Below are 25,591 nucleotides of genomic sequence, written 5' to 3' on the forward strand. Positions count from 1 at the left end.
GCCCGCGTCACAAGAAGGAGTTGGTGTCCCGTGTGTGCGACCGCCCGTTCCACAGTCCGAGCACTGCTCGTCGCCATCCTGGTGCTGACCTCGACGGTCGCCCTCGGCGTGACCGCGGCCTTCTCGGCAGCGATATCGGCTGCGCTCGGCCTCGTGGTCGCCACGACGCCGCTCGTCGTACCGGGCACCGGCACACCCGACCCGGCCGCTTCGAACAACTACATGGCCCACGCCGTCGCGTATTACGTCGAGACGAGCGGCAGTTGCGGTGACGGCTGCAGCGCCCCGGTGCCGGTCCCCTACATCGCCCAGTTCTGGCCGTTCCCGTTCGAAGGGTGGGGTGGGCTGCAGGGCGCGAAGTGGAATGTGTCGGTGGCCAGCGGGGTGGAAAGCCTCAACGACCGACTGGGCATCGCCAACGCAGACAACCCCGTCGTCATCTTCGGCTATTCGCAGGGCGCGGCCGTGACCAGCATCGTCAAACGGCAACTGGCCGAAGACAACGGTGGAACCATCCCCGACTGGATCGATTTCGTCGTGATCGGCAACCCGAACCGCCCCAACGGCGGGCTGTTCGAACGGCTTGCGGCGCTCGGCACCGTCCCGATCCTCGACGCGACGTTCGGCGAGCCGACACCCACCGACACCTCGGACGAAGTCAACACCTACGACATCGCGCTGCAGTACGACGGCGTCGCCGACGCCCCCAGTTGGCTGCTCAATCCCCTGGCGTTGGCCAACGCACTCGCCGGGTTCGAATACACGCACCCCACGTATCTGGCGCCGGACGGCGACGATCTGCCGACCGAAACTCCGTACGGCTATACACCGCAACAGGTGCAGGCCGCGATCGAGAATGCCCAAGAGAGCTGCACCGCCGAGACGCACTGCCAAGAGCGCGGCGACACCCGCTACATCACGCTGCCGGCGAAGGTGCTTCCGATCATGCAGCCGTTCCTCGACTTCGCGGAGTCGACCGGCACGTCCGCGCTGGTGGTACCGATCGTCGACCTGGTCTCGCCGTTGGCTCAGACGCTGATCGAAACCGGCTATGACCGAAGGGATTACAGCAAGCCGACCCCGTTCCAGTTGCTGCCGAAGGTCGACCCGGTCAAGTTGGTCACCGACCTGGCCGGTGACATTCCGGAGGGAATCAACGCCGCACTCAATCCCGGCCTGGATCCGCTGCCTGGCTGGACCGATCCCACCGAGGACGACGACGCCGCGCCGGCCCCGGACGCCACCGCCGACGCCGCCGCCGTGCCGGTCACCAAGCAGGTCACGACGAGATCCGACCGCAAACCGTTGACCCGGCTCAGCGCGATCGCGCGGCCGACCGAAGGGCTCACACAGCCAAAGGAGGGCACCGAGACCGAGCGGCCGTCGCTGCGTAAAGCGTTGGGCATCAAGGGCCATCCCGTGCGGGACTTCGCCAAGTCGGTCCAAGGCTCGGTGCGCAAGGCACTGGGACACGATGACGAGAAGGCCGCCGACACGGAGCAGAGCGACGCGTCGCAGCCCGCCGCCTGACTCGTCGTTGTAATCAGAACGTGGTGTACTCGCGCAGTCCCGCTGCCAGCGGGACCGGAACCCGTGCCTTGATCCGGGTGCCCGCGGCGGTGTGCTCGGTGGCGTCGACCCGGCCCTCGGCATGGACCCGGGCGACGAGATCCCCGCGGTCGTAGGGAATCGTCACGTCCACCGTGGTGTCGGTGGGCGGCACCAACTCGGCCATGCGAGAGCGCAGTTTGCCCAGCCCGTCACCGGTACGCGCCGATACGAACACCGCATCGGGCAGGGCGCGGCGCAGCTGAGCCAGACCCACGTCGGTCGCCGCGTCGATCTTGTTGACCACGAGCAACTCCGGCGGCGCGACGATGTCGTATTCGGCGACCACCTCGTTGATCACCGTGCGCACCGCGTTGATCTGTGCGAGCGGGTTGACGTCGGAGCCGTCGACGACGTGCACGAGCAGGTCGGCGTCGACGACCTCCTCCAGCGTGGACCGGAACGCCTCGACCAGCTGCGTGGGCAGATGCCGGACGAATCCGACCGTGTCGGTCAGCACAAACGGCCGGCCGTCCTCGAATTCGCCGCGGCGCGTGGTGGGTTCGAGCGTGGCGAACAGCGCGTTCTCGACGAGTACACCGGCCCCGGTCAGCGCGTTGAGCAGGCTCGACTTGCCCGCATTGGTGTAGCCGACGATCGCGACCGAGGCGATCTCGCTGCGCCTGCGGCCACTGCGCTGGGTGTCGCGGATCTTCTTCATGTCGCGAATCTCGCGGCGCAGCTTGGCCATTCGCTCGCGGATGCGACGACGGTCGGTTTCGATCTTGGTCTCACCGGGTCCGCGCGTGCCGACCCCGCCGCCCGCGCCGCCGGCACGACCACCGGCCTGCCGAGACATGGATTCACCCCAGCCGCGCAACCGCGGCAGCATGTACTCCATCTGTGCCAGCGACACCTGTGCCTTGCCTTCGCGGCTCGTGGCGTGCTGCGCGAAGATGTCGAGGATCAGCGCGGTCCGGTCGATCACCTTGACCTTGACGGCCTTCTCCAGGGCGGTGAGCTGTGCAGGCGACAGCTCGCCGTCACAGATCACGGTGTCGGCCCCGGTGGCGAGCACGACCTCGCGCAACTCGGCGGCCTTGCCCGAACCGATGTAGGTGGACGGGTCCGGCTTGTCCCGACGCTGGATGAGGCCTTCGAGCACTTCCGAGCCCGCGGTCTCGGCCAGCGCGGCCAACTCGGCCAGGCTCGCGTCGGCATCGGCGGCGCTGCCTTCGGTCCACACGCCGACCAACACGACGCGCTCGAGCCGTAGCTGGCGGTATTCGACTTCGGAGACGTCGGCCAGCTCGGTCGACAGCCCAGCGACGCGGCGCAGTGAGGCGCGGTCTTCGAGGGCCAGCTCACCGGTGCTGGGCGCGACAGGATGTTCTGGATACGTCATATGTTCTTCCAGGTTGGCACGTCAACGGCCGGTCGCGCACCCCAATTAGCTCTGGGCAGCGTTCCACCACTCTTCCGAAAGCTCGCCGTGCGCCACCAAGACCGACGGTCCGCGCAGGTAGCTGGTGGATTCGGTGACCGTGACCGCCACCTCGCCGCCGGGTATCCGCACGCGCAACGTTCCGGTGTCGGCGCCGTCGGCGGCCAGCGCCGCGACGGCGGCGGCAACGGTGCCGGTGCCGCACGACCGGGTTTCGCCGACACCGCGTTCATGCACGCGCATCGACACCGCACCGTCGACCGCGGCGGTCAGCACCTCGATGTTGACCCCTTCGGGGAACTGTTCAGGGTCGAACGACACCGGCCCGGCAACGTCGAGAGCGGCAAGCTCCTCACCGCTGATGCCCACGCACGCGAGGTGCGGGTTGCCGACGTCCACCGCCAACCCGGTGAAACTGCGGCCACCGACCACGGCCGTTCCGGTCCCGAACTGGTTGGCCTTGCCCATGTCCACGGTGACGTCGGCGATGGTGGCGTCTGATCGGTGCAGCACCACCGGGCGCGGCCCCGCCAGGGACCCGACGACGAACTCGTCGGCCGATTCCAGCCCGGACGCGCGCAGGTAGTGGGCGAAAACCCGCACCCCGTTGCCGCACATCTGCGCGATCGAACCGTCGGCGTTGCGGTAGTCCATGTACCAGTCACCGTCGCCCACACCGTCGGGCATCCGGTCGAACACGCCCGCGGCCAGTGCGGCGCCTGCCGTCGTCACGCGCAGCACACCGTCGGCGCCCAGCCCACGGCGGCGGTCGCACAGCGCGGCGACCGCGGCGGGCGCGAGCGACAGCCGCGCCTCGACATCGGGCAGCACGACGAAATCGTTCTGCGTGCCATGCCCTTTAGCGAAGATCACCTGATCAGGATACGTGTCGCCACACCCGCATGGCCTCGTCGACCAGCCCGTCGCCGGAGCCGTCGAGCCACACGACACGGTGATCACGCCGGAACCAGGACCGTTGCCGTCGGACGTAGCGGCGCGTCCCGATGAAAGTCGGCTCGCGCGCACCGGATCCGTCGCCCCCGGCGTCGAGGTCGTCGAGCACCTGCGCATACCCCAGCGCCCGCGCGGCCGTCACGCCCTCGCGCAGCCCGCGATCGATCAGCCCGCGCACTTCGTCAACAAGGCCCTCGGCGAACATCTTGTCCGTACGCTGGGCCAGTCGCTCGTCGAGAAGCTCTGTCTCCCAATCCAATCCGACGATCGCGGTATCCCAGCGGGGTGTACCGATGCGGGGCGCGGACGCCGCGAACGGCTGCCCGGTGAGCTCGACGACCTCGAGCGCCCGCACGATGCGCCTGCCGTCGGTCGGCAGGATCGACGCCCCGGCAGCCGGATCCACGCACGTCAGCTCGGCGTGCAATGCCGCGACACCGACCTCGGCGAGCCGGGCCTCCCAGCGGGCCCGCACCGCCGGGTCGGTGGCCGGGAACGACCATTCGTCGAGCAGGGACTGGATGTAGAGCATCGAGCCGCCGACGATCACCGGGACCGCGCCACGCGCCGCGATGGCCTCGATGTCGGCGGCCGCGGCTTCCTGATAGCGGGCGACCGTGGCGGTCTCGGTCACCTCGAGGACGTCGAGCTGGTGGTGCGGGATGCCGCGGCGCTCGGCGACGGTGAGCTTGGCGGTTCCGATGTCCATGCCGCGGTACAGCTGCATGGCGTCGGCATTGACTATTTCAACGCCGATCTCTCCACTCAATCTTTCGGCGAAGTCCAACGCTAGCGCCGACTTGCCGGTGCCGGTCGGACCGATGATCGCGATCGGTCTCGTCACGGTATCGATCCCCAGGTCGCTTCGCTCCGGCCCGCCGGGTCCCACACACCGACGAAGTACCCGACCCCGTACGGCGCGCCCCGGTAGAGCTCGCGTGCCGCCCGCGGCCCCGGTTCGGCCAGACCGGCCAGCACCTGGTAGCCGACGCGGCCGACGATGCCGTCGGACACCCGGGTCAACGCCGCGACGTCGCCACCCGCCAGGGCGTCGTCGAGGTCGCGCTGTAGGGCAACCGACTCCGGCACGTAGCCGCCGGGAGCTGCCGGGGCGAGCGTGTTCGCGCCGTCGGCGACGACGAGAACCCCGACCGGATCGACGGATTCGTCGATCTCGGCACGTAGCCGCCGACCGTGTGCGACCGCGGCGTCGGCGGGGCACGCGTCCGCGAACACCCGCACGTCGGCGACGGTCCGCGCGTCGGTCTGCCCGCGGATCCAGCCCGCGATGAGCGCACACAGCGGTAGTTCTGTCGGCGCGGGTTCGGAGTCGGGACTCAGCGCGACGGGCACGTCGACGCCGTAGCCGGCGAACGTCCCGGCCCGCTCGGGTCCGAGCACGGCGTCGGCCGGACCGACGCCGACGGCCAGCCAGTGCGCGGGCAGCGCGCCGGCCGCGGCCAGCACCGCCTCGCGCAGCCCGGCCATCTCCGCGGCGGCGCCACCCATCAGTTCGGGCACGATGACCGGTGCCGCGGGGACGATCGCGATGGCGCTCAGCACGTCACCAAACTAGTGCGCCGACGTCGCGGCCTGTTCGCTGGCGGCCTCGCCGCGGGCCAGTGCCGCGGTGGCGACCACCATCGCCGTGACGGCGACGATCAGGGTCAGCCACCCGGCCTCACCCGGCCGAAGGGTTTCACCGAGCACCACGACGCCGAGCACCGAGGCGACGATCGGTTCGGTGACGGTCATGGTGGGCAGCGATGCCGTCAGCGCGCCGGCCCGGAACGAGGACTGCTGGATCACGGTGCCCGCGACGGCCACCACCGCCCACGCGTAGAGCTCAGGGGCGCGCAGCAGAGCCCACAATCCGTCGCCGAGGTGGTCGACGACGCCCTTGGTGAGCACCGCGAACAGGCCCCACATGGCGCCGGAGACCACCGCGAGCAGCACCGCACTCGTCGCGCCGGACCAGATCCTGGCACCGATCAGACAGAGCACGAGCGCCGGACCGAGCACCGCGATCACCAGCGTCCACGCTTCGAGCGGCCCTCTGGCATGGCCTTCGGTCGGGTTGCCGACGGTGACGATGACCGCGACCGAGCCGGCCAGCAGCGCCGCCCACAGCCATTCCCAGCGCGTGACCCGCCGGTGCGCGAGCCGCGCGTTGATCGGCAGGGCGAACAGCAGCGAAGTCACCAGCAAGGCCTGTACGAGCAACACCGAGCCGAGGCCGAGTGCCGCTGCCTGCAGCGCGAAACCCACCGCTGCCACGAGGCTGCCCAGCCACCACTGCCGATCCCGCAGCAACCGGGCGAACAGTCCGACGTGGCTCACCGGTTCGTCGGTCACCTGATGCGCCGAGCGCTGATGGATGACGTCGCCGATCGCGATGAACAGTGCCGCCCCGAGGGCCAGCAGGGCCGCCAGATCCGCCCGTGCCATGCCCGCGTCCATCGCCGCCCTTTCGAGTTTGTGGAGCCATTGAGCCTAAAGCCATGGGCACGGCACGCCACGACCTGCTTGAATAGCGGTCGAAAGCTGACAGCAACGGGCGCCGCGTCGCGCGGCAGGTGCGCGGGTCAACCGCGCGGAGTACGAGGAGCGGATATGACAACCAGTGAGCCAGGCACCCCCAAGCCCACCCCCCGGCCCACGCCCGGTCCAACTCCCGGTTCAACTCCAAGGCCAGGACCACCCCGCCCCGTGCCCCACCCCGGCCGGGCGGCCAGTCCGGTGGTTGCGCCGGCACCGACGAGCGATCCCCACCGGTTCGGCCGGGTCGACGCCGACGGCACGGTTTGGCTGATCACCGGTTCCGGCGAGCGCGTCATCGGCTCCTGGCAGGCCGGCGACACCGAGTCGGCATACGCCCACTTCGGTCGCCGCTTCGACGACCTGCACACCGAGGTGGCACTGCTCGAACGGCGCCTGACGTCGGGCACCGGCGATGCCCGCAAGGTCAAGTCGGCAGCCGCCGCGCTTGCCGAAACCCTGCCCACCGCAGCGGTTCTCGGCGATGTCGACGCCCTGGGCGCGCGGCTGGCGGCGATCCTCGAACAAGCCGACGCGGCAGCCCAGAACGAACGCGCGCAGCGCGACGAACACCGCGCGGCACAGACCGCCCGCAAGGAAGCGCTCGCCGCCGAGGCCGAGGATCTGGCCGCCAACGCCACGCAGTGGAAAGCCGCAGGCGACCGGCTCCGCGAAATCCTCGACGAGTGGCGCACGATCACCGGGCTGGACCGCAAGGTCGACGATGCGTTGTGGAAGCGCTACTCGGCCGCGCGGGAGACCTTCAACCGCCGGCGCGGTTCGCATTTCGCCGAACTCGACCGCAACCGGCTCGGGGCCCGGCAGGCCAAGGAGGCGCTGTGCGAGCGCGCCGAGGAACTGGCCGGTTCGACCGACTGGGGCGCGACCGGTGCCGCGTTCCGCGATCTGCTGGCCGAGTGGAAAGCGGCGGGCCGCGCGGCCAAGGACGTCGACGACGCCCTGTGGCAGCGGTTCAAGGCCGCCCAGGACACGTTCTTCTCGGCCCGCAACGCCGCCCATGCCGAACGCGACGCCGAGTTCAAGGCCAATGCCGCGGCCAAAGAAGCGCTGTTGGCCGAGGCCGAGAAGATCGACACCACCGATCTCGACGCGGCGCGCGCGGCATTGCGGGTCATCGGCGACAAGTGGGACGCGATCGGCAAGGTGCCGCGTGAGCGCGCGGCCGACCTGGAACGCCGGCTGCGGGCCGTCGAGAAGAAGATTCGCGATGCCCCCGTTGGCGGCGTCGATCCGGAAGCGCAGGCGCGTGCCGACCAATTCCGGGCCCGCGCCGAACAATTCGAGAAGCAGGCCGAGAAGGCTGCCGCAGCGGGCCGGACGAAAGACGCCGAGGCGGCACGGGCCAGCGCCGAGCAGTGGCGCCAGTGGGCGGACGCCGCGGCCGAGTCGCTGGGTAAGCGCCGCTGACTGCTAAGCCTGGTCCGGCTCGTCCGGATCCTTGGCGGGCTTGTCCTTGTCGGTGTCGTCGAGCAGGCTGCGCTGTTCACGCTGCGCGGCGGCCCGGCGGCGTTCCTCCTCGGCCGCCAGCTGCACCGCAGTGCGCGACCACACCACACGTGCCCAGTGGAACGTCAGCACGATCACCGCGAGCCAGGCGATGATCAGGCCGAACCCCGGCCCGGGATAGCCGGTCGCGGTCTGGCGCGACCACACCGCGAGCATGCCGAGCGCACTGGCCACGGCCGAGCCGGCCAATGCCACCCAGGCCAGCGCCCAGCGGCGGGTCAGCAACGCAAGCGTCGAGAAGCCGACCGAGAAGACCAAGGCCAGCCAGGTGAACACGCGCGAGGGCAGCGACACACCGTCACGGACCGCCGCGGCGTCACCGACCAGGACGTCGAAACCCAAGCTGTCACCGGTGTGCGGCAGCACGAACGACAGCAGCACGATGAACACCAGGATCGCCACCACGAGCGCGCGGGCACCCGGGTCGAACTCGCGTGCCATCTTGCGTTCGACGGCATCGAGGTCGCCCTTGAACTGCTCGAAGTCACCGTGATTGGTCAACACCCACACCCTCCCGAGGACGGTTGTCGCACCGGCGCACCGATGCGTGGCATCCCCAGGCCGACGCCGGTGCGCGGTCGCTGCCCCGCCGCATGTGCGTCACCGGCACGGGTGCGCCGGTGCCCGACGATCGCGGAATCGGCGATCAGGTGATGCGGGGCCGCGCCGGTGACGGTCGTCGTGACGATGTCGCCGGGACGGATCTCGTTGTCCCCCGGGAGGAAATGCACCAGCCGGCCGTCGCGGGCCCGCCCCGACATGCGTGCGGTGGCGGCGTCCTTGCGGCCCTCGCCGGTGGCGACGAGCAGTTCGACGACGCGGCCGACCTGCGCCCGATTCTCCTCGAGCGAGATCCGCTCCTGCAGCTCGATGAGCCGCTGATAACGCTCGGAGACAACGGCTTTCGGCAGTTGATCGGCCATGTCGGCAGCCGGGGTGCCGGGCCGTTTGGAGTACTGGAAGGTGAACGCGCTCGCGAACCGCGACCGCTCGACCACATCGAGGGTGGCCTGGAAGTCCTCCTCGGTCTCGCCGGGGAAACCGACGATGAGGTCGGTGGTGATCGCGGCGTGCGGGATCGCGGCGCGGACCTTGTCGATGATCCCGAGATACCGGTCGGCCCGGTAAGAGCGGCGCATGGCCTTGAGGATGCGGTCCGAACCGGACTGCAGCGGCATGTGCAGCGTGGGGCACACGTTCGGCGTCGCCGCCATGGCCTCGATCACGTCGTCGGTGAACTCGGCCGGATGCGGTGAGGTGAACCGGACCCGCTCCAGGCCGTCGATGCCACCGCACGCCCGCAGCAGCTTGGCGAACGCGCCGCGATCGCGCGGCATCGCAGGCGGGGCTGTTGGGTCCTCGCGTAAGCGCTCGTCGGAAAAAGACACGCCGTAGGCGTTCACATTCTGACCGAGCAGAGTAATCTCCAGCACACCCTGGTCCACGAGCGACTGCACCTCGGCGAGGATGTCGCCCGGCCTGCGGTCGACCTCCTTGCCGCGCAGCGACGGCACGATGCAGAACGTGCAGGTGTTGTTGCACCCCACCGAAATGGAAACCCAAGCGGCATAGGCCGACTCCCGCGCCGCGGGCAGCATGGACGGGAACTCCTGTAGCGCCTCGACGATCTCGACCTGGGCTTCGCGGTTGTGACGGGCCCGGTCCAGCAGTGTCGGCAACGAGCCGATGTTGTGCGTGCCGAACACCACGTCCACCCACGGCGCACGGCGCAGCACCGCGTCACGGTCCTTCTGCGCCAGGCAGCCGCCGACCGCGATCTGCATGTTCGGATCGGACTGCTTACGGGGCGCCAGGTGGCTGAGGTTGCCGTAGAGCTTGTTGTCCGCGTTCTCCCGCACCGCGCAGGTGTTGAACACCACGATGTCGGCGTCGGCACCGTCGTCGGCCCGCCGATATCCGGCCGCCTCCAACAGCCCCGAGAGCCGCTCGGAATCGTGGACGTTCATCTGGCACCCGTACGTGCGGACCTGATAGGTGCGCACGGCCGACGAGCGCTCGCGCGAGGAGTCGACCGGCACCGCATCGACGGCGTCGTGCGCCGCCTGTCGGGTCACCATCGAAGTCACGGCCCTAATGGTACGGACGCGCGACAGACGTCAACCGGGCAGGAGGTCGCCGCCCGGGCGACTCCGGCGCGGATTCACGAATGCGAGCACGCTGGGCGTTCCCTGGGTAAGGTCTGCACCCATGGGAAGCCCCGGCGCGCAGCCGCAGGTCGACGATCCGGCGCCACCAGAGGTGCCGATGATTTCACTCCAGGGAGTCAACAAACACTTCGGCTCCCTGCATGTCCTCAAGGACATCAACCTGGATGTCGGCCGCGGCCAGGTGGTCGTCGTGCTCGGCCCGTCCGGTTCGGGTAAGTCGACGTTGTGCCGCACCATCAATCGGCTGGAAACCATCGACTCGGGCACGATTTCGGTTGACGGCGAACAGCTACCGGCCGAGGGACGCAAGCTCGCGCAGCTGCGTTCGGATGTCGGGATGGTCTTCCAGTCCTTCAACCTGTTCGCGCACAAGACGATCCTGGAGAACGTCACGCTCGCGCCGATGAAGGTGCGCAAGGCCGCCAAGGAGAAGGCGCGTGACAACGCCATGGCGCTGCTGGAGCGCGTCGGCGTGGCCAACCAGGCCGACAAGTACCCCGCGCAGTTGTCGGGCGGCCAGCAGCAGCGCGTGGCCATCGCGCGCTCACTGGCGATGAATCCCAAGGTCATGCTGTTCGACGAGCCGACCAGCGCCCTGGATCCCGAGATGATCAACGAAGTTCTCGCGGTGATGACCTCGCTGGCCGGCGAGGGCATGACGATGGTCGTGGTCACCCACGAGATGGGCTTCGCTCGCCGGGCGTCGGATCGCGTGGTGTTCATGTCCGACGGCGCCATCCTCGAGGATTCCGCGCCTGCCGAGTTCTTCGACAATCCGAAAACCGATCGCGCCAAGGATTTTCTCGGCAAGATTCTCCATCACTAATGCTCCGGTGAAAGGAACCAGGAATATGGCGTCCATACCCACACGACGGATGCGTGTCGTCGGTGCGATCGCACTGGCCGTCGCACTGCCGCTCGCCGCGACCGCATGCGGGGGCGGCGGTGGCGGCGACGAGGGCAACACCATCGTCATCGGAACCAAGTACGACCAGCCCGGCCTCGGCCAGAAGAATCCGGACGGCTCGGTGTCCGGCTTCGACGTCGACGTCGCCAAGTACGTCGCGAAGGAACTCGGCTACAACGAGGACCAGATCGAATGGAAGGAAGCGCCGTCGGCCCAGCGCGAGACGCTGATCCAGAACGACCAGGTCGACTTCATCGCCGCCACCTACTCGATCACCGACGCGCGCAAGGAGAAGGTCGACTTCGCCGGGCCCTACCTGTTGACCGGGCAGAGCCTGCTGGTGCGCGCCGACAACACCGACATCACCGGGGCGGCGTCGCTGGAGAACAACAAGAAGCTGTGCTCGGTGTCCGGGTCGACTCCCGCGCAGCGGATCAAGGACGAGTATCCGAAGGTGCAGCTGCAGCAGTTCGACACCTACTCGGCCTGCATCGACGCGCTCAAGAACGGTGTCATCGACGCCGTGACGACCGACGAGGTCATCCTGGCCGGCTACGCCGCGCAGACGCCGGGCACGTTCAAGATCGTCGGCGACACCTTCTCCGAGGAGCGCTACGGCATCGGCCTGAAGAAGGGCGATTCCGAACTGCGCAACAAGATCAACGACGCCATCGAGAAGATGGAGTCAAGCGGCACCTGGAAGGAAGCGTTCGACAAGAACCTCGGCCCGGCCGGTATCCAGGCCCCCACGCCGCCGCCCGTCGACCGCTACTGATCCGCCGGAGGCACAGCTCCGACCGTGGAGATCTTCACCGAGTACCGCGATGAGATATTCGCGGCGTTCTGGACGACCATCCAGCTGACCGTGTACTCCGCGGTCGGAGCGCTGATTCTGGGCACCGTGCTGGCCGCGATGCGGCTGGCGCCGACACCGGTGATGAACTGGATCGGCACGACGTATGTCAACATCGTCCGCAACACTCCCCTGACGCTGATCATCCTGTTCTGTTCGTTCGGGGTGGGGCAGACGTTGCGGATCACCCTCGTCGACCCGAATTCGCCAACCTCCATCACCGACAGCAACTTTCGGCTCGCGGTGCTCGGGTTGACGGTCTACACCGCTTCATTCGTATGCGAGACCGTGCGGTCGGGGGTGAACACCGTGCCCCTGGGGCAGGCCGAGGCCGCCCGGTCGCTGGGTTTGACGTTCGGCCAGAACCTGCGATTGGTCCTGCTGCCGCAGGCTTTTCGCGCGGTGATCATCCCCCTCGGCTCGGTTCTGATCGCGTTGACGAAGAACACGACGATCGCCTCGGCGATCGGTGTCGCCGAGGCCGCGTTGCTGATGAAGGAGATGATCGAGAACACCGCCGCGCTGATCGCCGTCGGCACGATCTTCGCGGTCGGGTTCATCCTGCTGACGTTGCCGCTCGGATTGTTCTTCGGGTGGCTCGGTAAGCGATTGGCGGTGGCCAGGTGATGAGCGCTTGCGCGACGAACGGATGGCCAAGGTGAGCGGATCGGTTCTCTTCGACGCGCCCGGTCCGCGGGCCCGGGCACGCAACCATCTGCTGACGGCGCTCACCGTGTTGATCACCGGAGCAGTCATCGCGTTCGTGGTCTACCAGCTGTGGAACCGCGATCAACTCGAAGCGGCCAAGTGGAAGCCGTTTCTCACGTCCGACCTGTGGATGACGTACGTGTTGCCCGGGGTGCAGGGCACGCTGACGGCGGCGGCCGTGTCGATCGTGCTGGCACTGGCGCTCGGCCTGATCCTCGGGGTGGGCCGGCTCGCGCCGATCGGCCCGATCCGCTGGGTCAGCGCCGTGATCGTGGAGTTCTTCCGCGCGGTCCCGGTCCTGATCATGATGATCTTCGCGTACTTCCTGTACGCCACATACGACGTCTTCCCGTCGAAACACCTTGCGCTGGCCGGGGTCATCACGGGTCTGACGCTCTACAACGGCGCGGTGATCGCCGAGATCGTCCGCGCCGGGGTCAGTTCCCTGCCCCGCGGGCAGAGTGAGGCGGCATGGTCACTCGGCTTGTCGTGGACCCAGACCATGCGCATGATCCTGCTGCCGCAGGCGATCACGGCCATGCTGCCGGTCTTGATCTCGCAACTGGTGGTCGTGCTCAAGGACACCGCGATCGGCTACCAGATCACGTTCGTGGAGATGGTGCGGCAGGGCACCAACATCGGTTCGTCCTACGGCAACTACCTACCGGCCTTGATCGTCATCGCCATCTTGATGATCACCGTGAACTTCGCATTGTCGGCGCTGGCCACGAATATCGAACGCCGGCTGCGGAGCTCCCGGCGGGCACCGACTCCCCTGGCGGCCGAAGCCATCGAACAGGAAGGCGCCCCGGGTGCGCACGTGGAGTTGGCGGCCACCGGCGAGCAGTCCCGCGGTACCTAGATCTGCTGGATCACAGGCGGTAACGGCCCGAGGCGATCGCCTGGCGAACCCGCTCGGCCGTGCCGGATGCGTCGAGTGCGCTGTTGTCGATGACATGGCTTTCCAGGCCGTCGAGTTCGGCGAACGCGGAATGCAAACCGGTGATGGCGTCGGGGTCCTTGAGGTCGTCGCCGCTGCGGGCCTGGGCACGCGCCAGCGCGGTCTGCAGCGTCGGCCGTAACACGATGTAGGACAAGGTGATTCCCGCCCGCGCCGCGAGATCGCGGAAGGGTCCGAGAAACCACGGTCCGACGATGCCGTCGACCACCACGTCGAATCCGCCACCGGCGTACGCCGCGACCGCCGCCACGATCGCGTCGATGACCACTTCGTTCTGCGCTTGCGCCTCCGGCAGAAACGGCGGGATGTACCCGGCGCGGATCGCCCGATAGAACTGATCGGTGGTCAGATGCACGGTCGGCCGGTCGGCTGCGCCCGCGACGATGTCCGCCGCTGTGGTCTTGCCGCTTCCGGGCGGACCGGTCAGAATCACCACTTCGCCGTTCACGTTGGTCAAGCTACCGTGCAGGTGGTCAGCCGATAAGCTGCCCCCGTGGTGTCTGCCGACCGGCTACTGGCGTTCGCGGCGATGTCGTTCGTCCTGATCGTCGTGCCGGGGCCGAGCGTCCTGTTCGTCATCGGCCGAGCGTTGGCGCACGGCCGCCAGACGGCGCTCACCACCGTAGCCGGCAACGCGCTGGGCGCGTACGTGCTCGTCGTCGCCGTGGCATTCGGTGTCGGCACCGTCGTCGAACACTCCGTCGTCGCGTTCACCGCACTCAAACTCGCCGGCGCGGCGTACCTGATCTATCTCGGCGTCACCGCGATCCGCCATCGCGGCGAGCTGCAAGCCAACCTCGATGGCGGCGATCCACGACACGGCGTGTCCCGCACGCTGTGGGACGGGTTCGCCGTCGGTGTCGCCAATCCGAAGACCATTGTGTTTTTCGCGGCTGTCCTGCCGCAGTTCGTCGACCGCGGCAACGGTCACGGCGTCATCGTCCAGATCCTGATCCTCGGATTGGTCTTCAACCTGATCGCGATCGCGTCCGACTCCGTGTGGGGCCTCGTCGCGGCAACTGCCAGAAGCTGGTTCGCGCATTCACCGCGAAGGCTCGCCATGGTGGGCGGCGTCGGCGGGCTCGCCATGATCGGCCTGGGCGTGACCGTCGCCGCCACCGGCAGAAAAGACTGAACTACACCCGGCGCCGCTCCCGCTCACTGGCGAGCTCGACACTGACCACGTCGAACGCCATCGACTGACTGTAGCCGCGGCGGGCGAGCATGCCCACCAACCGGCGCGTCACCTTCACATCGTCATCGTCGGCGAGGCGTTCACGGCGCAACTTGTCCCGGACCAGCTGCTCGGCCCGCTGCCGCTCGGCAGCCGGATCGAGATCGGCCAGTGCCGAGCTGATCACCTCGTCGTCCACGCCCTTCTTGCGCAGTTCAACGGCCAACGCCCGCTTGCCTTTTCCGGCATTGGCGTGCCGAGAACGCACCCACTGCTCGGCGAAATCCTCATCGTCGATCAGTCCGACCTCGGCGAGCCGGTCGAGCACCCTGGCACTGACGTCATCGGGGTAGCCGCGTTTGGTCAGCTGCGCCTCGAGTTCGGAGCGGGTACGTGCCCGCACGGTGAGCAGGCGCAGGCAGACATTCTTGGCCTGCTCCTCGCGGGCGCGGGGATCCTGCGCCTGCTCCCCCTCGGGCTTGCCGGGCGACTCAGAAGTCAACCGGGGCGGGCAGGACGTCATCAGTTGCCTCGGCGGTCACGACGGCACCGATACCGAGCTTCTCTTTGATCTTCTTCTCGATCTCGTTGGCGACGTCAACGTTCTCCAGCAGGAACTTGCGGGCGTTCTCCTTGCCCTGGCCCAGCTGCTCACCCTCATAGGTGAACCACGAGCCCGACTTGCGGATGAAGCCGTGCTCGACACCCATGTCGATGAGCGAGCCTTCGCGGCTGATGCCCTGGCCGTAGAGGATGTCGAACTCGGCCTGCTTGAACGGCGGCGACACCTTGTTCTTGACGATCTTGACGCGGGTGCGGTTACCCACGGCATCGGTGCCGTCCTTGAGTGTCTCGATGCGGCGGACGTCCATCCGGACCGAGGCGTAGAACTTCAGCGCCTTACCGCCCGTTGTGGTCTCGGGCGAGCCGAACATCACGCCGATCTTCTCGCGGAGCTGGTTGATGAAAATCGCGGTGGTGCCGGAGTTGTTGAGCGCGCCGGTCATCTTCCGCAGCGCCTGGCTCATCAGGCGGGCCTGCAGGCCGACGTGGCTGTCGCCCATCTCGCCTTCGATCTCGGCGCGGGGCACCAGGGCGGCCACCGAGTCGATCACCAGGATGTCCAGCGCACCCGAACGCACCAGCATGTCGGCGATCTCCAGCGCCTGCTCACCGGTGTCGGGCTGAGAGACCAACAGCGAGTCGGTGTCCACGCCGAGCTTCTTGGCGTACTCGGGATCGAGCGCGTGCTCGGCGTCGATGAACGCCGCGATGCCGCCTGCGGCTTGCGCGTTGGCCACCGCATGCAGCGCGACCGTCGTCTTACCCGAGGACTCCGGGCCGTAGATCTCGACGACACGGCCCCTCGGCAGACCGCCGATACCGAGTGCCACATCCAACGCGATCGAACCGGTCGGGATGACCGAGATCGGCTGGCGCACCTCGTCACCGAGGCGCATCACCGACCCCTTGCCGAAGTTCTTGTCGATCTGCGCCATCGCCAATTCGAGCGCTTTTTCGCGGTCAGGTGCCTGCTGCGCCATGGTGATCTCCGTCCTTGTGGGTGGTTGATCGGTTTTCGATCAGTTGTCCGTGACGCTAGAGGTAGCCACCGACAAGTCGGCCTGACCAGCATCTAGCCATCGCATGCCGACCACAGTAGACGAACATCTGTTCGATTCAAGTGGACACGCCGTGCACGGCGCGGCGGTCAGTGCCGCCAGTTCGGAAAGTTGTCGAGATCCCGCAGCGTCATGACGAATCCGACCGCGCCGACGGCGATCGCCAGGAAGTATCCGACCGCCGCCTGCCATCCGGTCAGTGTCGACGCGACCAGCCACGCCAACAGAACTGCGACGATCACCAGCAGCACGCCGTAGAACGGCGTCCGCATCGGATGGTCACCGAGACCCATAGCTCCGGTATACGCCGGATTCGCGATCAGGAAAAGCGGAAAAACCTCACCATTGATCGCGCGGCACGTCGAAGTCTGCGCACAGCGCCCGCCACACCTCGCGGGGCTCGACACCGTCTTCGATGGCCTGCGCGGCGGTGCGTCCGCCGAGGCCGCTCAGCACATGGTCGACGAGCAGGGAGCGCCCTCTCATCGAGCCGAACTGGCCATCCACAAGGTCATGGAATTCCGTCAACCGCACGGACCCCAACCTACCCAGCCCGGGACAGGGCGTCATGGCACACCCGTACCGGATCTGCCACCTCGGCCGCCGATGCCCCGGCACGCGCCGCGGCCTCCCGGTAGGCCGGCGAGCCGAGCACCGCGCCGACCGCAGCGGTGAGAGCGTCGGCCGTCAACGGCCGCACGAGTTGCGCACTGCCCTGGCGCGCAACACGATTGGCGATCTCCCATTGATCGCCACCGCCCGGGACGACCACCATCGGCACACCCGCCAGCAGCGTCTTGGACACCATGCCGTGCCCGCCGCCGCAGATCACCAGATCGGCGTGCGAGAGCAGTTCGTCCTGGCGGCCCAGCCCGACGACGGCCCACGGCGGCACGTGGGTGTCGGCTCCGGCCAGGCGCGAGACCACCACGCGCGCGCCCGCGGGCACCGTCTCCCCCGGCCGCAGCGACTCCAGTGCGAGCTCGGCCATCCCCTGCGCCCCGGTCACCGCGGTGGACGGCGCCACCACGATCACCGGGCCGGATCCCGGTGGCACGTCCAGCACCGCGGAGGTGGGCTCGAAGTGCAGCGGGCCCACGACAACCGCCTCGTCCGGCCAGTCCGGGCGCGGCACCTCAAGGGCGGGCAGGGTCGCGATCAACCGGCGCAGCGGTCCCGGGTCGGCCGCGGGCAGACCGATCTGCACCCGCGCCGCCGAACGCTGCGCGAGCCCGGCGCGCCACGACCGCGCGGTCAGCGCCCGCATCACGGCGTCACGCAACCGGCCCCGGACACCGACGCCGGGCGCCAGGCCGCTGCCGAGCGGCGGAAGCCCCTTCGACGGCCGGTAAAGCGGATGGGGATTGAGCTCGATCCACGGCAGTCCGAGCAGTTCGGCGGCCAGACCTCCGCATGCGGTGATGACGTCGGAGACCACCAGATCGGGCGCGAGGTCCCGTAGCCGCGGCACGTTGAGCACCGCCATGCGGGCTGCCCGCTGGTGGATCTTGGCTCCGGCGTCGGCGTCGTCGTCGAGTTCGGTGGGATCCAGGCCGTCGAGTTCGATCGCGACGATGCCGGCGGCACGCGCGGTGTCCAGCCATTCCACGCCCGTCAACAGGGTCGGGGTGTCCCCCGCGGCCAGGAATTCTCGGCACAGCGCGAGGGCTGGGAAGGCATGCCCGGGATCGGGCCCGGCAACCACGGCTACGCGCACCGGCCTACCCTGCCACAGCCCCCGGCATCTAGGCTTCGGGCATGGCTGACCAATCATCCACGACAGTGCAGGACCCGACCACCACGGTCGAGGTGTTCCTGAACGCACTGCAGGACGAGGACTTCGATACGGCCGAGAACGCCCTGGCCCAGAATCTCGTCTACCAGAACGTCGGGCTGCCGACGATCTACGGGCGCACCCGCGCGATGAAGCTGTTCCGGTCGATGCAGGGCCGCGCCGGTTTCGAGGTGAAGATTCACCGCAGCGCGGCCGACGGTGCGTCCGTGCTCACCGAACGCACCGATGCCCTGACCTTCGGCCCGCTGCGGCTGCAGTTCTGGGTCTGCGGCGTATTCGAGGTGCACGACGGCCGAATCACGCTGTGGCGCGACTACTTCGACTTCTTCGACATGTTGAAGGCAACCGTGCGGGGCGTCGCCGGCGTGGTGGTCCCGTCGCTGCGCACGACCCTGTGAGCGAGCCGTCCGCCCGCTCCGAACCGAACATCTGGGAGTACGTCACCTACTGTTACGGGCGGCGACTGCCCGATTCCATGCGCGGCTGGGTACGTGACGATCTGGCCGGCGAGGGCGCCACCGTCCGGATGATGGTGCGGATGGCGGTGCCCGCCCTGATCATCCTGGCACCGTTCTGGCTGATCCCGACGACGCTGTACGTCCACATCAGCATGACGCTGCCGATCTTCATCCCGTTCGTGTTCTTCTCGCACGCCCTCAACAAGGTGTGGCGCCGCCACATGCTGGCCAAACACGGGCTGGACCCCAACCTCGTCGACGCGCTGTCCCGCAAGAAGAACGCGCACATCCATGAGGCCTACATCGAGAGGTACGGACCGCGGTCGGGGCCGCCAAGCAGCCACGACGTCTGAGGGTCAGGCCCGCCGCAGCTGCCCGAGCTCGTCGAAGGCCTGCGCCCAGCCGATCAGCCGATCGGTTGCGCCGGTCAGCTCGGTGCGGTAGCGGTGCTGTGACAGCGGCGCGGCCGATGCCGGACCGTTGTTCGCCGCCGACACCAATTGGGCTGCGGCCGTGACCATTTCGTTGTACTGCCGGACACCCTGATTCAACTGTGCGGTGAACGCGTTGATCGTGGGCACCAGATGCGCCCGCGACTGGGGCGCGTTGCTGATGGCGCGCTCCATGGACACCACCTCGTTCGCGGTCCCGGCCATCGTGCGCGCGGTCTGGTTGGCCACCACGGTCAGCTCCCGCAGCTCCTCGGCGGGCAGCATCCGTCCCCGCTCCATCACCCCGAGCAGCGAGAACATCCCACGCTCGGAGGCCAGCAGCGCCGCCATGGGCTGGCGGGCCGCCGAACCCCACGGCGGCAGCCGACGCCCGACGGTGGGGCGTTCGGCGGGCAGCGGCGTGGCGCGCAGCCAGCGATACCGTAGCCACAGCAACGTCGCCGGGAACGCTGCGCCCGCGGCGATGGCGCCCGTGATGATCAGGACCCAGACCGGGGTGCTCCACGACGCGAGCACCGCGGTGACGAACACCCAGAACGCGCACGCCAGGGTGAAGAACACTCCGAGCCGCAGCGCCCACCGCCGTTTGCGCAGCAGCTTGGCGCGCGGGTCGGCGGCGGCACTCAGCTTCTCGGCAAGTGCCCCGGACAACTCGGCGGCGGTATCGACACCTCGCTGCAGCAGCGACCGCCAGGCTTCTGGTCGGCCGGTCTTCGTAGCCATGATCTAAAACACTCGAATCACTATTGGCTGAGCGGGTTTTCGGGTGCAGCCGGGGTCTGGTTGGTCGCGGGCGTGGCCGGTGTGGCGGGCGTGGCACCGCCGCTCGGCAATGCCTCACCGCGCATCGACGCGCGGATCTGCTCCAGGCGCGAATGGCCGGCCATCTGGACGCTGGCCTGCTGCACCTCCATCATGCGGCCCTGCACCGAGTTCTGCGCGAGCTCGGCCTGGCCGATCGCGTTGGCGTAGCGGCGTTCGATCTTGTCCCTGACCTCGTCGAGGCTCGGCGTGTTGCCCGGTGCGGCCAGCTCGCTCATCGACCGCAGCGACGAACTGACCTGCTCCTGCATCTTGGCCTGCTCGAGTTGCGACAACAGCTTGGTGCGTTCGGCGATCTTCTGCTGCAGCATCATCGCGTTCTGCTCGACGGCCTTCTTGGCCTGGCTCGCGGCCTGCAGCGCCTGATCGTGCAGACCCTTGAGGTCCTCGACGCTCTGTTCGGCGGTCACGAGTTGCGCGGCGAACGCCTCGGCGGCGTTGTTGTATTCGGTGGCCTTCGCGGCGTCACCGGCGGCGGTGGCCTGGTCGGCCAGGGTGAGCGCCTGACGGACGTTGACCTGCAGCTTCTCGATATCGGCGAGCTGGCGGTTGAGGCGCATCTCCAACTGGCGCTGGTTGCCGATCACCTGGGCGGCCTGCTGCGTGAGCGCCTGGTGCTGACGCTGGGCGTCCTCGATGGCCTGCTGGATCTGCACCTTCGGGTCGGCGTACTCGTCGACCTTGGAGCTGAAAAGCGCCATCAGGTACTTCCACGCCTTGACGAACGGATTGGCCATGGGTTCATTCCGCCTTGTCGTATCGGGCCTTGAGATCGGGCCTTGAGTTTCCGGGTTGCCGCAACTTCTCTGATGCCAACTTATCGGTTTCGGGCATGGCTCCACAGTCCCGCGGCATGTTCGGACGTGTGTTTCGCAAAATCGCCGCGAGCAGCGATCAAGCGACCGCCATCGACACTGCCTGCGGGATGACGACCTTGGTCGAGACGTCGATGTGCGCGACGTTGGTCTGGGCGAGTTGTGCCGCGTCGCGCTCGCGGCGGGCCATGCCCTCCCCGGCGTCGGTCAGCACTCGCGACAACGGAACGTCGAGGGCGTCGCAGATGGCGCTGAGGAGTTCACTCGACGCCTCCTTGCGGCCGCGTTCCACCTCCGACAGGTAGCCCAGGCTGACCCGGGCGGCGTCGGACACCTCCCGCAGGGTGCGCCCCTGGTCGGTGCGGGCGTTGCGCAGCACGTCGCCAATCACCTCGCGCAGCAATGCCGTCATGGTGCCCTCCTTCGGTGGCTTTGCGCGGATTCGCTATCTGCAGAACGCTGGCACCCACCGCGAAGGTTCCCGACGGCTCGAACTCACTGACGCTCGACGAGGACACGCAACCGTGCGACGGCCTCATCGACCGCGGCCCGACGGATCTCCCAGCGGGAACCCGTCAGCGCGAGCTCGACCACCTCGGTGTCGACCGGCCCGGCCAGGCCGAGAAACACCGTGCCGGGCGGATGCCCGCCGTGCGCCTCGGGGCCGGCCACGCCCGTCAGGCTGACGCCCCAGGTGGCCGCACACCGCTGACGGGCGCCGACCGCCAACGCGCGGGCCGTGGGACCCGCGACCGGGCCGACGGCGTCGAGCACCTGCGGCGCGACACCGGCCAGCCAGATCTTGGTGTCCTCGGTGTAGGTGATCAGCCCGCCGTGCAGCACGGCGCTGGAGCCGGGCACACCCGCCAAGGTCGCCGCCAACAGCCCGGCCGTGAGGGATTCGGCCGTCGCCACACTCTGGCCGCGCACGGTCAGATCGGCGACGAGCGCACGTGCGTCGTCAGTTACGAGCGGGTCGTCCACGTGAATCCCTGATCGCCGAAATCACATAGTCGGCTCCGGTGAGCACGGTCAGCACCACCGCGGCCCACATGATCACCCAGGCCACGGTCAGCCAGATGTCGGGCCATGCCTGCAACGGCAGGATGAACAACCCGATGGCAACCGCCTGCACGAGGGTCTTGAGCTTGCCGCCGCGGCTGGCCGGGATCACCCCGTGACGCAGCACCGCGAAACGCAGCACCGTGATTCCGATCTCACGAGCGAGGATCACCACGGTCACCCACCACGGCAGATCGCCGAGCATCGACAACCCGATCAGCGCCGAGCCGATCAGCAGCTTGTCGGCGATCGGGTCGGCCAGGGTGCCGAACTCGGTCACCATCCCGTAGCTACGCGCGAGCGCCCCGTCGAACCGGTCGGTGATCACCGCGACCGCGAACACCGCGAAAGCAGCCAAGCGCCAACCGGTTTCATGACCGCCGTCGACGAACAACAGCACGAGGAAGATCGGAACGAGCACCAGTCGCACGCCGGTGAGCACGTTGGCGAGGTTGGCCACGCGCGCACGCGGGACCACCGGATCGGTAGAAGGTTGCCCCGGCACCGCAACAGAATATCGGTTGCCGGAACGGATACTCTTCCACCTGTGAACGGAGGCAGTGCAAAAGCGGCCAATCGCCCCCTGGTGCGCCGCGCCCGCACCTCTGACGTTCCCGCGATCAAGGGCCTCGTGGACATCTATGCAGGCAAAATCCTGCTCGAGAAGAACCTCGTCACGCTCTACGAGGCGGTCCAGGAATTCTGGGTCGCCGAACTCGACGGCGAACTCGTCGGCTGCGGTGCACTGCACGTGTTGTGGTCCGATCTCGGCGAGGTGCGCACAGTCGCGGTGCATCCGAAGGTCCGCGGTGCCGGCGTCGGCCATCTACTCGTGGAGCGATTGCTGGACGTCGCGCGCGACCTGCATCTGCAACGGATCTTCGTGCTGACGTTCGAGGTCGAGTTCTTCAGCAGGCACGGCTTCGAGGAGATCGACGGGACGCCGGTGACCGCCGAGGTGTTCGAGGAGATGTGCCGTTCCTACGACACCGGCGTGGCCGAGTTCCTCGACCTTTCCTACGTCAAGCCCAACACCCTGGGCAACACCCGAATGCTGTTGACGCTCTAGCGTTCTGCCGCTCTGGCCGCGTTTGTCAAGCTGGAGTGGCTGCCGGGTGCGGCAGCCACTCCAGCGTGACATTCGAGCGCTGAGCCGAGCGCTGAGGCCAGTTCGAGCCCGCCTCAGAACTCCTCGTCGTCGTCGGCGTCGGCTCCGTTGGCATCGGCGCCACCGCGGATGAGCGCGAGCGTGCCGGCCAACTCGTCGGGCTTGACGAGCACCTCGCGGGCCTTGGATCCCTCGGACGGGCCGACGATGTTGCGGGTCTCCATGAGGTCCATGAGCCGGCCCGCCTTGGCGAAGCCGACGCGCAGCTTGCGCTGCAGCATCGAGGTTGAGCCGAACTGCGACGACACCACGAGCTCGACGGCCTGCAGGAACACGTCCATGTCGTCGCCGATGTCGGGGTCGACGTCGGTGCGCTCGCCGCTCGGCTTGGCCTTGGTGACGCCTTCGACGAATTCGGGCTCGGCCTGTTCCTTGGTGGCCGCGACGACGGCGTGGATCTCTTCGTCGGTGATGAACGCGCCCTGCATACGGATGGGTTTGTTGGCGCCCATGGGCAGGAACAGTCCGTCACCCATACCGATGAGCTTCTCGGCACCGGCCTGGTCGAGGATGACGCGGCTGTCGGTCAACGAGGACGTGGCGAACGCCAGCCGTGACGGCACGTTCGTCTTGATGAGGCCGGTGACGACGTCGACCGACGGCCGCTGCGTGGCGAGCACCAGGTGAATGCCGGCGGCACGCGCCTTTTGCGTGATCCGGACGATGGCGTCTTCGACGTCGCGGGGTGCGGTCATCATGAGGTCGGCGAGCTCGTCGACGATCGCGATGATGTAGGGATAGGGCTTGTAGACCCGCTCGCTGCCCAGCGGGGTGGTGATCTCGCCCGACCGCACCTTCTCGTTGAACACGTCGATGTGGCGCACGCGCGATGCCTGCATGTCCTGGTAGCGCTGCTCCATCTCCTCGACCAGCCAGGCGAGCGCGGCGGCCGCCTTCTTCGGCTGCGTGATGATGGGCGTGATCAGGTGTGGAATGCCTTCGTAGGGCGTGAGTTCCACCATCTTGGGGTCGATCAGGATCATCCTGACCTCTTCCGGGGTGGCCCGGGCCAGAAGCGACACCAGCATCGAGTTGACGAAGCTCGACTTACCCGAGCCGGTCGAACCGGCCACCAGAAGGTGCGGCATCTTGGCCAGGTTGGCCGAGACGAAGTCGCCCTCGATGTCCTTGCCGAGGCCGATCACGAGCGGGTGGTGATCCCGGCGCGTCGACGGCGCGGTGAGCACGTCCGACAGCCGGACCATCTCGCGGTCGGTGTTGGGCACCTCGATGCCGACGGCCGACTTGCCCGGGATCGGGGCGAGCATGCGGACGCTCTCGGTGGCCACCGCGTAGGCGATGTTGCGGTGCAGCGCGGTGATCTTCTCGACCTTGACGCCGGGCCCGAGTTCGACCTCGTAACGCGTGACGGTCGGGCCGCGGGTGCAACCGGTGACCGCGGCGTCGACCTTGAACTGCTCGAGCACCGACGTGATCGCGTCGGTCATCTGGTCGTTCGCGGCGGTCCGCAGCTTCGGCGGGTCACCGGCCACCAAGAGGTCGAGCGACGGCAGGACGTACGGCCCCTCGACGACGCGGTCGAGCACCAACGTCTCGTCGGGCTTCTTCGCGGGCTTGGCGGCTTCCGGTTTCTTGCGGCGGGGCTTGACGGCCGGCTCGGGAACGGTCGGGGCGTCCTCGAGGGGATAGTTGTCCATCGGCGTGCCTGCCGGCTTGGGCGCCTCGATGGCCGCGGTCGGCCAGGTCTTGGCCTCGTCCTCGGCTGGTGCGTCGTAGTAGCCGTCGGAGAAATCGTCGGGCTCGCCGTCGGCGTACTCGTCGTCGTATTCGTCGTAGTACTCGTCGTCGTCACGGAATGCGCGGGTGCTGAACATCGCGCGCAGGGTCGACGGCACCTCGCGGATCGTCGTGCCGGTGATCAGCAGGAGGCCGAACAGGACGCCGATGAACAGCAGCGGCGCGGCGATCCAGGGCGTGAGCCCGTCGGACAGCGGCCCGCCGATCGCGAAGCCGATGAACCCCGCGGCGTGCTGGCGGGCGATGGGGTCGGCAGGCGAACCCGACCACAGATGCCACAGGCCCAGCGCCGGGAGCGCGATCATCGCCGAGCCGAGGATGAGGCGCGGGCGCGATTCCGGATCGGGTTCGGTGCGCATGAGGGTTACGGCGATGACGCCGAGCACGATCGGGACGAGCACCACGGGGCCGCCGACGAGCGTGCGCAGCGACGTGTCGATCCAGGCTCCGACTGGCCGCGCGGCATCGAACCAGGAACTCGCAGCGACCACGACCGCGATGCCGAGGAGGGCCAGGGCGATGCCGTCACGGCGATGGCCGGGCTCGATCTCGCGCGCGCGTCCGACCGAGCGGGCCGTCGACCCTGCCCCCTTGGCCAGCATGAGCCAGCCGGCGCGGGCGCCACGGCCGAGCTTTTGACCCGCGACGGCCACCGGCGAAGCGTGCGGCCGACGGGCAGGCTTGCGCCGTGGCGGGGCTGGCCGGGCCGGCGACTGACGCCGGGACCCGCCCTGCGAGCCGGCCTTTGACCTGCTCGAACGCGCTCCGGATCGGGCGGCTGTCTTGTTAGCCATGACCGCAAGCCTAGTCGCATAGGCCCCATATTCACCATCTGCCACACGGGTCACAGACTGGTA

29 protein-coding genes are annotated in these 25,591 nt (G+C 68.2%); 10 read left to right on the plus strand and 19 right to left on the minus strand.

Translation table 11 applies throughout. The features are described 5' to 3' along the window. The first annotated feature begins 30 nt into the window (after window positions 1-30). Complete coding sequence (locus ACOI2T_RS21560; protein ID WP_409503489.1) at window positions 31-1,530, plus strand: PE-PPE domain-containing protein; 1,500 nt, start codon at window positions 31-33, stop codon at window positions 1,528-1,530. A gap of 13 nt (window positions 1,531-1,543) precedes the next feature. Here the strand turns inward: ACOI2T_RS21560 and hflX are convergent, their stop codons facing one another. Genes hflX through ACOI2T_RS21585 form a run of 5 tightly spaced genes read right to left on the minus strand, consistent with a single transcriptional unit; the run spans window position 1,544 to window position 6,394 of the window. Continuing rightward, complete coding sequence (gene hflX / locus ACOI2T_RS21565; protein WP_409503490.1) at window positions 1,544-2,953, minus strand: GTPase HflX; 1,410 nt, start codon at window positions 2,951-2,953, stop codon at window positions 1,544-1,546. A gap of 45 nt (window positions 2,954-2,998) precedes the next feature. Further along, entirely contained in the window at window positions 2,999-3,865 is an 867-nt protein-coding gene (dapF, locus tag ACOI2T_RS21570; RefSeq protein ID WP_409503491.1) for a diaminopimelate epimerase, read from the minus strand. 4 nt (window positions 3,866-3,869) lie between these two features. Beyond that, window positions 3,870-4,790, minus strand: a complete 921-nt coding sequence (gene miaA, locus ACOI2T_RS21575) for a tRNA (adenosine(37)-N6)-dimethylallyltransferase MiaA (protein WP_409503492.1) — start codon at window positions 4,788-4,790, stop codon at window positions 3,870-3,872. Continuing rightward, window positions 4,787-5,509, minus strand: coding sequence for a class III extradiol ring-cleavage dioxygenase family protein (locus ACOI2T_RS21580; protein ID WP_409503493.1), 723 nt, complete (start codon window positions 5,507-5,509; stop codon window positions 4,787-4,789). Before ACOI2T_RS21580 ends, miaA begins: the two co-directional genes overlap by 4 nt. Before the next feature lie 9 nt (window positions 5,510-5,518). Further along, entirely contained in the window at window positions 5,519-6,394 is an 876-nt protein-coding gene (locus ACOI2T_RS21585) for a DMT family transporter (RefSeq protein ID WP_067851417.1), read from the minus strand. A gap of 165 nt (window positions 6,395-6,559) precedes the next feature. Here ACOI2T_RS21585 and ACOI2T_RS21590 point away from each other — a divergent pair, with 165 nt between their 5' ends. Next, a complete protein-coding gene (locus ACOI2T_RS21590; RefSeq protein WP_409503494.1) occupies window positions 6,560-7,912 on the plus strand; it encodes a DUF349 domain-containing protein in 1,353 nt (450 codons plus the stop codon). Between the two features lie 3 nt (window positions 7,913-7,915). On the opposite strand, the gene ACOI2T_RS21595 is transcribed toward ACOI2T_RS21590, so the two are convergent. After that, entirely contained in the window at window positions 7,916-8,521 is a 606-nt protein-coding gene (locus ACOI2T_RS21595) for an Rv2732c family membrane protein (RefSeq protein WP_409503495.1), read from the minus strand. Continuing rightward, the gene (gene miaB / locus ACOI2T_RS21600) at window positions 8,509-10,089 is read right to left on the minus strand and encodes a tRNA (N6-isopentenyl adenosine(37)-C2)-methylthiotransferase MiaB (protein WP_409503686.1); all 1,581 of its coding nucleotides are present in this window, start codon (window positions 10,087-10,089) and stop codon (window positions 8,509-8,511) included. The genes ACOI2T_RS21595 and miaB overlap by 13 nt, the downstream gene beginning before the upstream one ends. Before the next feature lie 187 nt (window positions 10,090-10,276). Here miaB and ACOI2T_RS21605 point away from each other — a divergent pair, with 187 nt between their 5' ends. Genes ACOI2T_RS21605 through ACOI2T_RS21620 form a run of 4 tightly spaced genes read left to right on the plus strand, consistent with a single transcriptional unit; the run spans window position 10,277 to window position 13,509 of the window. Next, window positions 10,277-11,005, plus strand: a complete 729-nt coding sequence (locus ACOI2T_RS21605; RefSeq protein ID WP_409503687.1) for an amino acid ABC transporter ATP-binding protein — start codon at window positions 10,277-10,279, stop codon at window positions 11,003-11,005. Window positions 11,006-11,030: 25 nt separating this feature from the next. Then, window positions 11,031-11,861 carry a glutamate ABC transporter substrate-binding protein gene (locus ACOI2T_RS21610; protein ID WP_421874273.1) on the plus strand — a complete coding sequence of 277 codons (831 nt, stop codon included), beginning with the start codon at window positions 11,031-11,033 and terminating at the stop codon, window positions 11,859-11,861. A gap of 24 nt (window positions 11,862-11,885) precedes the next feature. Next, entirely contained in the window at window positions 11,886-12,566 is a 681-nt protein-coding gene (locus ACOI2T_RS21615; RefSeq protein WP_409503497.1) for an amino acid ABC transporter permease, read from the plus strand. Between the two features lie 22 nt (window positions 12,567-12,588). Next, on the plus strand, window positions 12,589-13,509 hold the full coding sequence (locus ACOI2T_RS21620; RefSeq protein WP_409503688.1) for an amino acid ABC transporter permease: 921 nt from the start codon (window positions 12,589-12,591) through the stop codon (window positions 13,507-13,509). 10 nt (window positions 13,510-13,519) lie between these two features. Here ACOI2T_RS21620 and ACOI2T_RS21625 read toward each other — a convergent pair whose 3' ends face one another. Then, window positions 13,520-14,056 (minus strand): AAA family ATPase, encoded by a 537-nt coding sequence (locus ACOI2T_RS21625; protein WP_067851106.1) that lies wholly within the window; start codon window positions 14,054-14,056, stop codon window positions 13,520-13,522. Between the two features lie 81 nt (window positions 14,057-14,137). On the opposite strand from ACOI2T_RS21625, the gene ACOI2T_RS21630 reads away from it, so the two are divergent. Further along, entirely contained in the window at window positions 14,138-14,743 is a 606-nt protein-coding gene (locus ACOI2T_RS21630) for a LysE family translocator (protein ID WP_409503689.1), read from the plus strand. Window position 14,744: 1 nt separating this feature from the next. Here the strand turns inward: ACOI2T_RS21630 and recX are convergent, their stop codons facing one another. The 5 genes from recX to ACOI2T_RS21655 form a co-directional block, all read right to left on the minus strand. Further along, window positions 14,745-15,305, minus strand: a complete 561-nt coding sequence (gene recX / locus ACOI2T_RS21635) for a recombination regulator RecX (protein WP_409503498.1) — start codon at window positions 15,303-15,305, stop codon at window positions 14,745-14,747. Beyond that, the gene (gene recA / locus ACOI2T_RS21640; RefSeq protein ID WP_067851099.1) at window positions 15,274-16,326 is read right to left on the minus strand and encodes a recombinase RecA; all 1,053 of its coding nucleotides are present in this window, start codon (window positions 16,324-16,326) and stop codon (window positions 15,274-15,276) included. Before recA ends, recX begins: the two co-directional genes overlap by 32 nt. Window positions 16,327-16,493: 167 nt before the next feature. Next, window positions 16,494-16,697, minus strand: a complete 204-nt coding sequence (locus ACOI2T_RS21645; protein ID WP_085148276.1) for a hypothetical protein — start codon at window positions 16,695-16,697, stop codon at window positions 16,494-16,496. A 46-nt stretch (window positions 16,698-16,743) separates the two neighbouring features. Beyond that, complete coding sequence (locus tag ACOI2T_RS21650) at window positions 16,744-16,938, minus strand: DUF3046 domain-containing protein (protein WP_067851096.1); 195 nt, start codon at window positions 16,936-16,938, stop codon at window positions 16,744-16,746. Window positions 16,939-16,948: 10 nt separating this feature from the next. Then, on the minus strand, window positions 16,949-18,121 hold the full coding sequence (locus tag ACOI2T_RS21655; RefSeq protein ID WP_409503499.1) for a glycosyltransferase: 1,173 nt from the start codon (window positions 18,119-18,121) through the stop codon (window positions 16,949-16,951). A gap of 41 nt (window positions 18,122-18,162) precedes the next feature. On the opposite strand from ACOI2T_RS21655, the gene ACOI2T_RS21660 reads away from it, so the two are divergent. Next, window positions 18,163-18,597: a limonene-1,2-epoxide hydrolase gene (locus ACOI2T_RS21660; protein ID WP_409503500.1), complete on the plus strand. Its 435-nt coding sequence runs from the start codon at window positions 18,163-18,165 to the stop codon at window positions 18,595-18,597. After that, on the plus strand, window positions 18,594-19,010 hold the full coding sequence (locus tag ACOI2T_RS21665; protein WP_409503501.1) for a DUF5313 domain-containing protein: 417 nt from the start codon (window positions 18,594-18,596) through the stop codon (window positions 19,008-19,010). Before ACOI2T_RS21660 ends, ACOI2T_RS21665 begins: the two co-directional genes overlap by 4 nt. Window positions 19,011-19,013: 3 nt before the next feature. On the opposite strand, the gene pspM is transcribed toward ACOI2T_RS21665, so the two are convergent. The 5 genes from pspM to pgsA form a co-directional block, all read right to left on the minus strand. After that, window positions 19,014-19,832 (minus strand): phage shock envelope stress response protein PspM, encoded by an 819-nt coding sequence (pspM, locus tag ACOI2T_RS21670; RefSeq protein ID WP_409503502.1) that lies wholly within the window; start codon window positions 19,830-19,832, stop codon window positions 19,014-19,016. A 20-nt stretch (window positions 19,833-19,852) separates the two neighbouring features. Further along, on the minus strand, window positions 19,853-20,668 hold the full coding sequence (pspA, locus tag ACOI2T_RS21675) for a phage shock protein PspA (RefSeq protein WP_067851086.1): 816 nt from the start codon (window positions 20,666-20,668) through the stop codon (window positions 19,853-19,855). A gap of 157 nt (window positions 20,669-20,825) precedes the next feature. Beyond that, window positions 20,826-21,158, minus strand: coding sequence for a transcriptional regulator ClgR (gene clgR / locus ACOI2T_RS21680; RefSeq protein WP_067851084.1), 333 nt, complete (start codon window positions 21,156-21,158; stop codon window positions 20,826-20,828). 83 nt (window positions 21,159-21,241) lie between these two features. Further along, complete coding sequence (locus ACOI2T_RS21685; protein WP_409503503.1) at window positions 21,242-21,730, minus strand: CinA family protein; 489 nt, start codon at window positions 21,728-21,730, stop codon at window positions 21,242-21,244. Next, window positions 21,708-22,313, minus strand: a complete 606-nt coding sequence (gene pgsA / locus ACOI2T_RS21690; protein WP_409503504.1) for a CDP-diacylglycerol--glycerol-3-phosphate 3-phosphatidyltransferase — start codon at window positions 22,311-22,313, stop codon at window positions 21,708-21,710. The genes ACOI2T_RS21685 and pgsA overlap by 23 nt, the downstream gene beginning before the upstream one ends. An 81-nt stretch (window positions 22,314-22,394) precedes the next feature. Here pgsA and ACOI2T_RS21695 point away from each other — a divergent pair, with 81 nt between their 5' ends. Next, window positions 22,395-22,877 (plus strand): amino-acid N-acetyltransferase, encoded by a 483-nt coding sequence (locus ACOI2T_RS21695; protein ID WP_067851407.1) that lies wholly within the window; start codon window positions 22,395-22,397, stop codon window positions 22,875-22,877. Window positions 22,878-22,990: 113 nt separating this feature from the next. Here the strand turns inward: ACOI2T_RS21695 and ACOI2T_RS21700 are convergent, their stop codons facing one another. Then, the gene (locus ACOI2T_RS21700) at window positions 22,991-25,528 is read right to left on the minus strand and encodes an FtsK/SpoIIIE family DNA translocase (RefSeq protein WP_409503506.1); all 2,538 of its coding nucleotides are present in this window, start codon (window positions 25,526-25,528) and stop codon (window positions 22,991-22,993) included. Between the last annotated feature and the right edge of the window lie 63 nt (window positions 25,529-25,591).

It is taken from the genome of Mycolicibacterium wolinskyi str. Jessa 2025 (assembly GCF_049241375.1).
Classification (GTDB): Bacteria; Actinomycetota; Actinomycetes; order Mycobacteriales; family Mycobacteriaceae; genus Mycobacterium; species Mycobacterium wolinskyi.